The sequence below is a fragment of the Vibrio scophthalmi LMG 19158 genome (assembly GCF_000222585.1).
In the GTDB taxonomy this organism is placed as follows: domain Bacteria; phylum Pseudomonadota; class Gammaproteobacteria; order Enterobacterales; family Vibrionaceae; genus Vibrio; species Vibrio scophthalmi.
Genome location: NZ_AFWE01000078.1, coordinates 64687 through 77139 on the forward strand (window position 1 = coordinate 64687; position 12453 = coordinate 77139).

Consider the following 12453-nt stretch of genomic DNA (forward strand, 5'->3'; position numbering starts at 1 on the left):
TCTAGTCTAAAATAATCTCTGCCTGATGATATTGCCTGCCAATACGAGTTAAGGGTAAGAATATTTGGGTATCAGCGAGCAGATTAATATCGGGTAGGGGCTGATCATAAACAACGCTGCTTTGATCTGAGCTGAGTTTTAGTTGCCAATCCTGCAAAATCATGTGTTTGTTACCTTGATTTTTAAGCGCCAATATCATTCCTTTTCCGTCGTTTTCGATAGTGGCTTGTATATCGGCTTGTGCATTTTTAGGCGTAACATAAAACGCAGTATGGAAGTTAAATTTCGCATTGATACCTTCATCGTCGTTTTCGGTGACGTTACGATCAAGTTGCATGAAAACAACGCGAAATGATTTTTCTAAGGCGAGTTTTTTTTTACCGAGATAAATCACTTTAATGCGTTTTTTCTGATTAGGCTCAAGAATGATTTTCGAGGGAAAAACGCGTAGTTCTTTGGTCGGCTCGCGAACTTCTTCCCCTGCAGGGGCGAGAAGACGCTTAGCCACATGAATTTGATAGGCTGCCTTACGATCAGTAAGGTTCTCTATGGTGTAACTAGCGGATTTTTCTTTTACCGTAATGCTCTGTGATAGGGGTGAGATATTAAAGTTAGCCTTTACCACCCCTATGTAAAACAGCAAACAGAGTATAGATATCATTTTCATAACTCATCCTTAATAAGTAAAAGAAGGAGGGCAGTGCCCTCCTCGTGGTTAAACTACAAAGGGGTCAGGTCAAATGTCAGAGTTTCAGTATATTGCCCCGCATAGCTAAAGGCTTCACCTGGTGCAAGGTTCATAATTAGTTGAAACGAAGCGATCTCAGTAGTTGATCCTGTAGCGACAAGAGCAGATTCACCGGCGGCTAAATCTTTAGGGGAATCAAAATCTCCGCCAGTTAATTTATCAAAATTGCCTTTTTTCAATAGATAGTTAACGTTCTTTGAGCCCGTATTATCGTTGTTATTTAATGAACCGTTCGTTGCTGTGACATGGATGTCATATCCACCCGAGGCGTTACATAAAGCTTTGCCTGAAATGCTCTGGCCTGAAACAGTTAAATCGTTCAACTCGCTATGTACATATTGGCCACCGACTTGATTTACTGGATCACCAATTGAACCATCATTCGGGGGAGCTAAAAGGCCGATATTACATTCTTGAACAATGTTCTTAGCCAGCGTTGTTGAAGCGCCTGTTACATCAGCATACGCGTTTGAGTATCCTACTGCTGCAACAATAGCAGCGGTTGTAATTACGACTTTATTCATAATGAAATCCCTTTTGTTCTGTTTTGGATTGTCTGTGTTGTGAAGACATAAGAATGATAGGAAAAAATATGATTCAATAAGTTGGAATTAAGTTTTAATTTCTACAATCACTCTGTGGTTTTAAAGTTTATATAATATTTATGGTTTGATTTTTCGGTTAATATGCTTGTTCGCTTTATCTATGATTGAAGTGTTGTTGATATTTATGTTAAGTGCTGATTTTTAACAATATTTGAATTGTTTTTGTGTTTTGTTATTTGGTGCATGATTGAGTTGTTTTTTTATATGGCAAAATTCCCTATTTTTTATTAAGACTATTGTTAGTATTTTAGTACTAGTTATGCCATTTCATGTGTAAGCGGTTGAAGTTGTTAGGTGTTTTGTGTCTTGATAAAGATCTCATTATTGGATGTTAAAGCGTGTACGTAGTTGTATATATGCAATTGAATTCTACTATTAAGCAGGTTCTATGTTTTTAGTGGGGGAGGATATGACTAATAAAGAAAAAGTAGTTGTTGCTTTTTGTGAGTCTAGAATTCAGCGTGATCTAATTAAGGAAGCATTATGTGGTACTAAAGGATTTTGCTTAATTGTGTCAAATAATGAAGAACTCATCGGGAGTGTTCTGTTAAATGGTGCTGATGTTTTAATAGTTGATTATAACTATATTAATAATGAACAATTGAGAGCATTGTGTGGAAATTCATTAACTGGTGATTTGATTATGTACAATTTTTTAGAAGAAATTCAAGAAAGTCAGGTAATACAATGGCCTAACCTCAAAGGTTTGCTTTATAACACTGCGCCAGTTGAACATTTGAGTAAATGTTTAGAACACGTGCTTAATGGAGACATGTGGCTACCAAGAAAAATAATGGTTGCTATGTTGCAGTGCTCATATGAAGAGCCAAAAACAAACCATTCAGCAAGACTACTCACGAGAAGAGAAAGGCAAATATTAGATCTTCTAGCAAATGGGAAGTCTAATCAAGCTATCGCTGATAATCTTTATATAACGGAAAGTACTGTAAAAACACATGTTTATAGATTATATAAAAAAATTAATGTGAGGTGCCGGAAAGAGGCTATTTCATATGTTTATAAAAAATCACATATTCCACATTACAAATCCGTTCTTATCGAAGATGCGACAATATCCGGAGATTATTAAGCATATGCAATAAGGCTGAAGGCTCAGCCACGTCCTCATCATAAAATTTGGTAACGGAAGGGGCGCTCGTTTTGATTGTAGTATGTAGATATCTCAATAGTTTATCGTAAAAATGGTTTTAGGTTGAAGATTATGCAAGACATAGCGTTTAAACACGTATTTTCTCAGTGCCCTACTGGCATTTTGGTTACCGATCTCAGCTTGAAAATTGTTCGTGCAAATAGAGCCGCACATAGGATTTTAAGAGCGCGTAATTTGATTGGAATGTCATTCTCATCACTTTTCGATGACGTAGCCAATTCGCATATGAGGACATTTTGTGAGTATTTAGATTCAGGAAGAGAAATGAGTTTGAGTTGTAAGTTCTGTAATTCGAATGTTGATAATTGGTGTGAGCTTTCTGGGACAAAAACTGAAGATGAATGTATTGGAAAGCTGATTATTTGGAGTGTGTCTGATATTTCAGTACATAAAAAAAGAGAGACGGAACTAGAGCAGTTAGCGCATTACGATGGATTGACAGGTGCATACACAAGATATTATTTCTATCATCTTGCGAATAGACACTTCCAGCAGTTTATTGTGAGTAAAGAACCATTCTGTGTACTGATGTTGGATCTCGATGATTTTAAATTGATCAATGATATTTATGGTCACAGTAAAGGTGACCATATTTTACAGAATTTTTCAGCATTGGTGGCTAAGAACTTGCGAAAAAATGATCTATTTGGAAGAGTTGGAGGCGAAGAGTTTGCAGTAGTTTTGCCCAAAACAACACCCAGTGTAAGTCATGATATTGCCACACGAATTTGTCATGAAGTTGCCCGTTATTTTGTTGATCCCAACGTAACAGTGAGTATCGGTATTACCGCCATTAATAATGTAGAAGATAGCATTGAGCAAGCGATTATTCGAGCGGATGAAGCCCTATATACCGTTAAGAGCAACGGTAAAAACAATGCGTTGTTGAACTGCTTCTAGAGGCTAGTTGGCGATGTACTGACATCGGTAGCGGACATCATATGATAGTATCTATTCAAAGATTAAACGCTGACATTGCCAAACGACAGGCGTTGAGGGTAGGCTATTGGGGTTTACAGAAGGTGGCTAATAACCACCTTTGTATTGAGGTATACCCTTTTACCCGTAAGCGACGCTTGGGAACCACAGTACCAATTGAGGCCACACCACCAAGCAAACCAAAGCGACTAACTGGATGAGGATAAAAGGGATCACACCGCGATAGATGTCTTTAAGCGCCACACCTTCTGGGCAAACTCCTTTTAAATAGAATAACGCAAAGCCAACCGGTGGGGTTAGAAAACTGGTTTGCAGCGCCATCGCCACTAACATGACGAACCAAACGAGACTTGGGTTGTCCACTACGCCATGGCCATCAAGCTCAATGCCGAGACTGGCCACAACGGGGGCGAGCAGTGGTAAGGCAATTAAGGTGATTTCAATCCAATCAAGGAAGAAGCCGAGCAAGAAGACGATTAACAAAATAAAGGCAATAATTCCATAAGTACCAAATGGTAAACCACTCAAAAATGATTCGATTAATTCGTCCCCGCCCAACTCTCGAAGTACCAGAGCAAAACAAGAAGCGCCCAAAAAGATCATAAAAATGTAAGCGGTAGTACCATAGGAAGAAAGCAGCACTTCTTTTAATACTTTGAGATTAAGCTTTTTGTTATAGGCAGCCAATAGTGTTGCACCGAGTGCGCCAATCCCTGAGGCTTCCGTTGGTGTCGCTACACCCGCAAAGATTGAGCCTAATACTGCGAGAATCAGCATAAAGGTCGGTGTAATATCTTTGAACACTTGTAAGATAAGGCTCCAGTCTACCGGTTGAATATTTTCTGGCACCGGGGCTTTGATTGGCGACATTTTACCAACAAAAAGAATATAGCTGATGTACATACTGCCAAGCAGTAGGCCGGGCATTATCGCCCCCATGAAGAGATCACCAACCGATAACCCCAATTGATCGGCCATGATCACCAACATGATTGAAGGCGGTAATAAAATACCTAAGGTGCCTGCAGAGGCTACGGTCCCCAGCGCTAAAGGTAAGTGATAGCCTTGGCGCATCATGCTAGGGAGTGACATCACCGTGAGCAACACCACGGAGGCACCAATAATTCCTGTGGAGGCAGCAAGAATAATCCCTATCGCCATCACGGTAACGGCGAGTCCGCCATGTACTTTGCCAAAGAGCGCCTGCATCGAGGTCATTAATTTTTCCGCAATCCCCGATTTATCCAGCATGTTACCCATGAAAATAAACATCGGTAGCGCGACTAAGATCCAGTTATCCATGATCTTATAGATACGGTTCACCACTAAACCTAGGCTGGTGTAGTCAAGCCCGGTAAAGGTATCTAGGTAGATATCGGAAAAGTAGCCTACGGCCGTAAAAATTACACCAATGCCACCCAATACATAGGCAACTGGAATACCAGTAAATAGTAGCAAGATGAACGAGCCAAACATGGCGATCACAATCCACTCATTCGCTTCCATCATTTGCTCCTTCTTTTATGGTATTAATACTGCGTAGCACTTTGGCAATCAGAGCAAAGAAAAGCACCGAGAAACTAACGGGGATAACGCTCTTGATCAGCCAGCGATAATCTAATCCTGATGGGGATGCAGAACGTTCGTTCACGCGCCAAGATTCGTAGGCAAAATCGTAGGAGTGCACTATGACAATAACGACGAAAGGAAGCGCGAAACAAGCGATGCCAAACAGGTCGACGATTGCTTTGGTTCGCGCGCTAAATTTGTGATAAAACAAATCAACCCGCACATGCAGGTTCGAAACTTGAGCATAAGCGGTGCCGAACATAACGGCGGTCGCGTATAAGTGCCATTGCAACTCTTCGAGGGCAATCTGCCCGTTGGAAAAGACCTTTCGCAGTATCACCTGCAGCACGATAACGGCGATTAGTGCTAAGTTTATCCACGCCAAGTAGCGGCTAATGGCGCCAATGGTTTGTTCTAACTGTTTATATAAGGGGACAGAGAGTGATGTCGTCAAAGCCTTATTCATTGGAAACTCCTTTCGCCCCATTCCCGACTTACCGTAATGGGGCGATTACCTCAGTCGTTATTGATTTTGTTCGATGGTTGCACGCGGTAAGAAACCATTGGCCTGCCATAATGCATAGCCTTTACGGAATTGGCTTAGGTCTTGCCAAACTTTATCAAAGTACGGATCTTGTGCCGTTTTTTCGTCGACAACTTCCATCCAAGTCGTCCTGAAGAGATTCAGCATCTCGTCGTTCCAATAACGAATTTCGACACCATTCTCTTTGGCTTTTTCCATAGCAGAATATTGCAGCGCTTCACCTTCAGCGATGGAGTAAGTCATGGTTGCCATACAAGTGGTTTCCACCGCAGACTGTTGCGCAGGGCTCATTTGTTTCCAAGTATCTTTGTTGATCAGCAACTCGAATACGGTGGATTGTTGATGCCAGCCAGGGAAGTAGTTGTATTTCGCGACTTTGTGGAAGCCAAGACGTTCATCAATCGCTGGTTGAGAGAATTCAGATGCGTCGATTGCTCCTTTCTCGAGTGCGCCAAAGATTTCACCGCCCGGTAACTGTACGGTGCCTACGCCGAGTTTCTCCATCACCGATGCACCAAGGCCGAAGAAGCGCATATTTAATCCTTTGAGATCTTCTGGCTTTTCAATCGGTTTTCTAAACCAACCTGAGGTTTCTGGTGAGATGATGGCGCACGGTACCACTTTGACGTTATAGCCCCCTTGGTCATACATTTCTTGATAAAGCTTCAAACCGTTGCCGAAGAATAGCCACGCCATGTATTCCCCCGCTTCTGGGCCAAAAGGAACCGCTGAGAATAAGGCGGAAGCTGGCAGCTTGCCTTGCCAATAACCTGCAGTTGAGTAGCCAGAGTTGACTTTACCTGTTGAAACCGCGTCGAGAATTTCGGCAGGGCTGACCAATTTACCCGGTTCGTAGATTTTCATTTTAATCGTGCCGCCGGACGTTTGGGTAATGCGTTCGGCATACCACTGAATTGGTGTACCTAGTGCCGGTAGGTGTGTACCGAAAGCAACGGGGGTTTTTAGGAGAATCTTTTTGTCAGCTGCTTGAGCACTGAATGCCAAGGTTGTAGTAGCCAGTGCGATTGAACAAGCCAATGCGGCTTTTTTGAGATTCATCATTCCTCCTTGAAGGGGTGTTCCTTAATGGTGGTTATAAAAAAGGTCGTTACAAAGAAAGACTCTAATCAGAAGTTATCTTCAGAAATGTGAACATTGGTGGAACTGAATTGTTATTACAATGTTACATTTGATGAGGAGTGTAGAAGCCAAATCTGAGTCCCTCTATGAGGAACATTGCGCACTGACGATCGGTATTTGATGCAAAAAATCAGGGTTTAGTACGTAATACTACGTACTTACCAAAGGAGCGGGATATGGGATTGATCAGCAACCGAAAGCTATCAATCAATATAATATTATTGTCGATTGTACCTCTCATAGTGGTGGTGGCTATTGTTGCAAGTATTCTTTTTAGTCAGGCAAAACAATTGGTTGATGAACAAGTTACCTTGACTCGCAGCAATGTTTACTCGATGAAAAAACAAGAGTTGAAACAGTATGTCGAAATGGCTCTCAAAAGTATCGAGCCTTATTATCAAGACCAATCACTGAGTAAAGAGTCGGCACAAAAAATAGTTGCTCAAAAATTGAGCCAGCTCACATATGGTAGCGACGGCTACTTCTTTGCCTACACTTGGCAAGGGGATGCTCTGGTGCTGCCTTATCAACAAGACCGAATAGGTAAAAACTGGTGGCAGGTAGAGGATGTTCGTGGCAAAAAACTGTTGCAAGAACTGATCGCCGTAGCGCGCAGTGGCGGTGGTTTTGTTGATTATCTCTGGCATAAACCGTCTAAAAAAGAGCCACTGCATAAGTTGAGTTATGCGGTATCTCTGGACAAATGGGGTTGGATGATTGGTACGGGGGTTTATCTGGATGACATCGAAAAGCAAGTCGCACATATGCGCAGTGGCTTTGATCAAAATGTCGGTAAAACGAGTTCAGCTTTGTTTGGACTATTGTTTATTGCGGTTTCCGTTATTGCAGGATTAGGCGCTTCTTTAAATATCAATGTGCGTCGCTTGGCTAATCAACAACTTCGCGTGCTCAACCAACAGATCATTGACTCTCAAGAGAATGAAAGGCGACGTGTTTCACGTGAGTTGCATGATGGCGTCAATCAATTGTTAGTCGCCGCTAAGCTTCGGTTAGACAACGTCAGTGCGGTGTTCAATGACCAAAAAACGCATCGAGAGCTTGGTGAAAGTAAGTTGGCGATGGATCGCGCCATTGTTGAAGTTAGACGCATATCGAGGGATCTAAGACCATCACAACTCGATGATCTAGGGCTCGTGATTGGCATCCAAGCGTACATTAATGAACTGCAACAACGCACGTCACTTGAATTGGTGTTTGAACATGACGTGGAGGGCATTGAGTTTGCTGAGGATGTGGAAACGACCTTGTATCGGGTTGTACAAGAGGCGCTGCATAATGTAGAAAAACATGCGAATGCAATAGGTGTTGATGTCGTCATGCAGCGTGAAGGCCGCCTACTAATACTGACCGTCAGTGATGATGGTATTGGCTTATCGGCCAACATTGACGCGTCTGACACCGCGACAATATTCGCAGAAGAGCAAATGGGGCTGCGTAATATGGCAGAGCGAATCCAAGCAATCGGCGGCAACTTTTCGGTGACAGGAGAGGTTGGCAGCGGGACAGAGGTTCGGGTTGAGCTAAACATGGAGGGGATATGATTAGATTGGTATTGGCAGATGATCATCGCTTAATGCAAGATGGTTTAAAGTCACGCTTAGAAAGGGAAGATAACCTCGAAATTGTCACTTGTGTTGGCTCGGGGAGTGAAGCGCTAAAGCAAACGCTTGAACTGAAGCCGGATGTGCTGTTGCTTGATATTAATATGCCTAATTTGAATGGCATCGACGTGCTAGAAAAGCTGCAAAAGACAAATTGTCAGACGGCGGTGATCATGTTGTCGATGCATGATAGTAAAGATTATGTCATGCGCTCGGTAAAATCGGGGGCAAGAGGGTATGTACTAAAAGACGTTGCTTCAGAAGAGTTAGTGATGGCGATTAATCAAGTTGCTCAAGGTCGTTCCTATTTATGCCCCCAAGCGTCGGACAAACTGTTAGAGCAAATCAATCAAAAGCCCTCAGAGCCGCAAGGTGATGAACTCTCTAAACGTGAATCTGATGTATTGAAAGCCATCGCCAGTGGCTGTTGCAACAAGCAGATAGCAAACGCCTTGGACATCAGTGTTCGTACCGTTGAAACTCACCGATTAAGAATAAAGAAAAAGCTTGGAGCCCATTCGACAGCGGCGCTGGTTAAGGTTGCGTTAAAGCGAGGGTTGGTACACTGATGACCGTGAATATGCTCTCAAGCCGTAAACCGATCCTTGATAAAATGGTCTTTTTCTGTGCAGTGCTGAAAGCCGGTTCTTTTCGTGAGGCGGCCAACCAACAGGGGATTTCGCCAGCGGCGGCGAGTCGTTGGGTTAAAGAGTTAGAAGAGAGCATGTCCGTCGAGTTGCTTAAGCGTAATACTCGTCAATTAGTTGCGACTCTGGCGGGCGAGATGCTCTATCAACGTTTTTCGCCATTATTACCCGATATTCACAGCCTATGTGAAGAAGTGCTCAATTTAGCCGATGAGCAGCAAGGTGAAATTAAGCTCTCTTCAACCCCGTTGTTTGCACGCCAATATTTAACCAAGATTGTTGCGGAGTACATGGATAAGTTCCCCCAGGTGAATTTCAAGATTTTTATTGAAGCGGGAGAGTTTGATCCACTGAGTGTCGACTTTGCTTTTCGTGCGACTGCCAGCTTTAATGGTGACCTCGCGCAAGATTCGTTATTGATTCGCCGTTGCTTAATTCAAGAGCCGCTTTATTTGTGCGCTTCACCAAATTACCTCGTCCAAAACGGCACACCACAAAGCCCTGCAGAATTGCAGGCGCACCGGTGTTTGTATGCGCAAACATTGTTGAATGGCAATCGATGGGCGTTTGGGCGTAATAAGAAAACGGAAATGGTGACCATTAAAGATTCGTTGCAATGTGACAATAGTGAAATGCTGCTTGATCTGGCGATACAAAGTGGCGGTATCGCTTATCTGCCACATTCGCTAGTCGTGTCTTCATTAGCGGATGGTAAGCTGATCCAAATCCTGCCGAGTTATCAATGTGCCAGTTTTGATGTCGACTTGATTTATCGTCCTCGCTCTCCCATGCCAGAACGATGTGCCGCGTTTAAGCACTATCTGTTACAGCGTGTGCAGCAATTACGCTTGGTATAACTATGAGTATCAATCAGATCCAATCGACTCATCGCTAGTCACTCTCTTCTCAGTTGGACAAACCAGCCACATTATTCCGTTTGCGGAATTCTTAATCTCTTTATGTGCAATTAACATTGGGTGGCTACCAGACTAATCTGATTAAGAACCTGATTTAAAGGGAGCATTTAAATGGTGAGTCGATTAACGTCAGATCAAGCCGCTCAGTGGGTAGAGGATGGAAATACCGTTTTACTCGGCGGATTTATTGGTAGTGTAGTACCCGAAGCGATTGAACGGGCTTTGGGGGAACGCTATGCACATAACCAGCAACCAAGAGATCTTACTTTGCTTTTTGCTGGTGGACAGGGGGATGGCAAGGAGAAAGCGATCAACCACCTAGCTCAAACTGGATTAATTAAACGGGCGGTGGGCGGCCATTGGGGCTTAGTGCCTAAACTGCAACAACTCGCCATCGATAACCTCATCGAAGCTTATAATCTACCACAAGGGATTATTTCCCATCTTTTACGTGATACGGCGGCGGGTAAACCCGGTACGATCAGCAAAGTTGGATTAGGCACCTTTGTTGACCCACGGCTATCGGGAGGAAAAATTAACGCTATCAGCCAAGATGATTTGGTTTCAGTGGTGGATTTACTCGGTGAGGAGTATTTGCTGTATCACAAAATTCCGGTGGATGTGGCGATCCTACGCGGAACTACGGCTGACGAAAACGGCAATATTACCATGGAAGATGAATGCTTGATCGTTGAAAACTTGGCCGCGGCGCAAGCGGCAAGAAATTCGGGCGGTAAAGTGATTGTGCAAGTGAAGCGTGTGGTGCCAGCTGGATCGCTTGATCCGCATGCGGTTAAAATCCCCGGTATATTCGTTGATGCAGTGGTGGAGTGTGGCAACTTGGCAGAGCACATGCAGACTTTTGCGACACAAATGAATCCGACGTTTTGTGGTCAAATAGCAGAAGTATCGGAAGTTAAAATAGAGCCGAGTACCGTGTCAATTGATGCAAAGTGGGTGATTGCTCGCCGCGCTGCGTTAGAGCTCCGTCGTGGGGCGATTTTGAATTTAGGTATTGGGACGCCAGAATACATCGCAAAGGTTGCTCAGCAATCGGGCATTATTGAACATTTTACTCTCACGGTTGAGCCAGGAGCGGTGGGCGGAACCCCTGCCAGTGGACTCGATTTTGGCGCATCGGCTTTCCCACAAGCGATCATCAGCCAAGATCAAATGTTTGATTTTTACGATGGTGGAGGGGTCGATCAAGCATTCCTTGGGTTAGGGCAGTGCGATGTACAAGGCAACGTAAATGTTTCTCGTTTTGGTGGCAAAATTGCCGGTTGTGGCGGGTTCATTAATATCACGCAGAATGCCAAGCAAGTGTATTTCTGTGGCACGTTTACGGCGATGGGGTTAAACGCAATAGCGTCACCACAAGGGTTGAATATTCAGCGTGAAGGTAAAGAGAAGAAGTTTATTTCTCAAGTAGAGCAAATCACCTTCAGTGCGGTTCAAGCGATTAATAACCAAAAAAAAGTGCTCTATATCACAGAACGAGCAGTATTTCGTTTGACGGCTCAAGGCCTAGAACTGATTGAAATTGCTCCAAATTTAGATTTTCAGCGCGACATTATGCAACAAATGTCTTTTAAGCCATTGATAAGCAAAGACTTGAAATTTATGGATTTGCGCCTGTTCGATGAGCAATTTGAGCTATCTTCATTGTGTTAGAACGCGGCGTTGCCCGTTCTCTTTTTTTTGCCCAAGATGAAAAGGAATCGAAATATGCTAGGAAATAGCTTCAATAATAAAGTCTGTATTGTAACCGGGGCCGCACAGGGTATTGGCCAAGCGATTACGCAACGTTTTAGTGATAACGGCGCAATGATGGTTTATGCATTGGATCTTAATCATGAGGCCTTAGCCCATGCATGGCATGATAGAGAGAATGTCACGCCGATTGGGATCAACATCTGCGATAGAAGTGCGCTTAAACAGTTGGTTGATGATATACAGCAGCAATATGGTCATATTGATGTATTGATTAATAACGCCGGTATTACTCAAGATGCGCTATTGGAAAAAATGACCGAAGATCAGTGGGATCTTGTCTTGGCGGTTAATCTGAAGGGGGTGTTTAACCTCACTCAAGTGGTCGCTCCGATTATGATGGCAAACAACTATGGTTCGATTGTCACCATGTCATCCGTGGTGGGAACCGATGGTAATATTGGCCAAAGTAACTATGCCGCCACCAAAGGGGGGGTCATTGCGATGACCAAGGGCTGGGCGAAAGAGTTTTCTCGTCATGGTGAGCAAGTGAGAGCCAACTGTGTTGCTCCCGGGTTTGTTGAAACACCAATGACGGCGAATCTACCCGAAAAAGTGCTGAGTATGATGCGTGAAAAAACACCGCTTGGTAGGATGGCTTCAGTCGATGACATCGCTGATGGTATTGAGTTTTTAGCCAGTGATAAGTCGAGTTTCATTACCGGCCAAGTATTGAAGATTGATGGTGGCTTGGTACTGTAGTCTGCATTATTGAGGGGGATTGGAGGGCGATGATAAAAGAACCGTTTATCACGGCTCTTCTACCTCTTGAACTGCG

The 12453-nt window shown here is 43.5% G+C and carries 12 protein-coding genes; 7 read left to right on the forward strand and 5 right to left on the reverse strand.

Going from position 1 to position 12453, the window contains the following annotated elements; translation table 11 throughout:
- Position 1: 1 nt before the first annotated feature.
- On the reverse strand, positions 2-667 hold the full coding sequence (locus RH88_RS06705) for a fimbrial biogenesis chaperone (RefSeq protein WP_005594417.1): 666 nt from the start codon (positions 665-667) through the stop codon (positions 2-4).
- Positions 668-720: 53 nt separating this feature from the next.
- Positions 721-1272, reverse strand: coding sequence for a hypothetical protein (locus RH88_RS06710; protein WP_005594418.1), 552 nt, complete (start codon positions 1270-1272; stop codon positions 721-723).
- A gap of 490 nt (positions 1273-1762) precedes the next feature.
- Between RH88_RS06710 and RH88_RS24005 the strand changes: the two genes are divergently transcribed.
- Together RH88_RS24005 and RH88_RS06720 are read left to right on the forward strand one after the other, a co-directional pair.
- A complete protein-coding gene (locus RH88_RS24005) occupies positions 1763-2443 on the forward strand; it encodes a response regulator transcription factor (protein WP_160162582.1) in 681 nt (226 codons plus the stop codon).
- 132 nt (positions 2444-2575) lie between these two features.
- A complete protein-coding gene (locus RH88_RS06720) occupies positions 2576-3424 on the forward strand; it encodes a sensor domain-containing diguanylate cyclase (RefSeq protein WP_081467363.1) in 849 nt (282 codons plus the stop codon).
- Between the two features lie 159 nt (positions 3425-3583).
- Here RH88_RS06720 and RH88_RS06725 read toward each other — a convergent pair whose 3' ends face one another.
- From RH88_RS06725 to RH88_RS06735, 3 genes are read right to left on the reverse strand one after another with little or no spacing between them, the layout of a single operon-like run.
- Entirely contained in the window at positions 3584-4969 is a 1386-nt protein-coding gene (locus RH88_RS06725; RefSeq protein ID WP_005594423.1) for a TRAP transporter large permease, read from the reverse strand.
- Positions 4956-5498, reverse strand: a complete 543-nt coding sequence (locus tag RH88_RS06730; RefSeq protein ID WP_005594424.1) for a TRAP transporter small permease subunit — start codon at positions 5496-5498, stop codon at positions 4956-4958. The genes RH88_RS06725 and RH88_RS06730 overlap by 14 nt, the downstream gene beginning before the upstream one ends.
- A gap of 57 nt (positions 5499-5555) precedes the next feature.
- Positions 5556-6635: a TRAP transporter substrate-binding protein gene (locus RH88_RS06735; RefSeq protein WP_005594426.1), complete on the reverse strand. Its 1080-nt coding sequence runs from the start codon at positions 6633-6635 to the stop codon at positions 5556-5558.
- 257 nt (positions 6636-6892) lie between these two features.
- Here RH88_RS06735 and RH88_RS06740 point away from each other — a divergent pair, with 257 nt between their 5' ends.
- The 5 genes from RH88_RS06740 (at position 6893) to fabG (ending at position 12377) form a co-directional block, all read left to right on the forward strand.
- Entirely contained in the window at positions 6893-8278 is a 1386-nt protein-coding gene (locus RH88_RS06740) for a cache domain-containing protein (protein WP_005594428.1), read from the forward strand.
- A complete protein-coding gene (locus tag RH88_RS06745; protein WP_005594429.1) occupies positions 8275-8907 on the forward strand; it encodes a response regulator in 633 nt (210 codons plus the stop codon). Before RH88_RS06740 ends, RH88_RS06745 begins: the two co-directional genes overlap by 4 nt.
- Positions 8907-9842 (forward strand): LysR family transcriptional regulator, encoded by a 936-nt coding sequence (locus RH88_RS06750; protein WP_005594430.1) that lies wholly within the window; start codon positions 8907-8909, stop codon positions 9840-9842. The genes RH88_RS06745 and RH88_RS06750 overlap by 1 nt, the downstream gene beginning before the upstream one ends.
- Positions 9843-10013: 171 nt before the next feature.
- On the forward strand, positions 10014-11576 hold the full coding sequence (locus RH88_RS06755) for an acyl CoA:acetate/3-ketoacid CoA transferase (RefSeq protein WP_005594431.1): 1563 nt from the start codon (positions 10014-10016) through the stop codon (positions 11574-11576).
- Between the two features lie 54 nt (positions 11577-11630).
- Positions 11631-12377 (forward strand): 3-oxoacyl-ACP reductase FabG, encoded by a 747-nt coding sequence (gene fabG, locus RH88_RS06760; protein ID WP_005594432.1) that lies wholly within the window; start codon positions 11631-11633, stop codon positions 12375-12377.
- Positions 12378-12453 lie beyond the last annotated feature (76 nt).

Bases quoted from the DNA above. Each gene is read 5' to 3' on its own strand.
- RH88_RS06730 (WP_005594424.1), bottom strand. From the start codon at position 5,498: ATGAATAAGGCTTTGACGACATCACTCTCTGTCCCCTTATATAAACAG.
- fabG (WP_005594432.1), top strand. From the start codon at position 11,631: ATGCTAGGAAATAGCTTCAATAATAAAGTCTGTATTGTAACCGGGGCC.
- RH88_RS06725 (WP_005594423.1), bottom strand. From the start codon at position 4,969: ATGGAAGCGAATGAGTGGATTGTGATCGCCATGTTTGGCTCGTTCATC.
- RH88_RS06745 (WP_005594429.1), top strand. From the start codon at position 8,275: ATGATTAGATTGGTATTGGCAGATGATCATCGCTTAATGCAAGATGGT.
- RH88_RS06720 (WP_081467363.1), top strand. From the start codon at position 2,576: ATGCAAGACATAGCGTTTAAACACGTATTTTCTCAGTGCCCTACTGGC.
- RH88_RS06735 (WP_005594426.1), bottom strand. From the start codon at position 6,635: ATGAATCTCAAAAAAGCCGCATTGGCTTGTTCAATCGCACTGGCTACT.
- RH88_RS06710 (WP_005594418.1), bottom strand. From the start codon at position 1,272: ATGAATAAAGTCGTAATTACAACCGCTGCTATTGTTGCAGCAGTAGGA.
- RH88_RS24005 (WP_160162582.1), top strand. From the start codon at position 1,763: ATGACTAATAAAGAAAAAGTAGTTGTTGCTTTTTGTGAGTCTAGAATT.
- RH88_RS06705 (WP_005594417.1), bottom strand. From the start codon at position 667: ATGAAAATGATATCTATACTCTGTTTGCTGTTTTACATAGGGGTGGTA.
- RH88_RS06750 (WP_005594430.1), top strand. From the start codon at position 8,907: ATGACCGTGAATATGCTCTCAAGCCGTAAACCGATCCTTGATAAAATG.
- RH88_RS06755 (WP_005594431.1), top strand. From the start codon at position 10,014: ATGGTGAGTCGATTAACGTCAGATCAAGCCGCTCAGTGGGTAGAGGAT.
- RH88_RS06740 (WP_005594428.1), top strand. From the start codon at position 6,893: ATGGGATTGATCAGCAACCGAAAGCTATCAATCAATATAATATTATTG.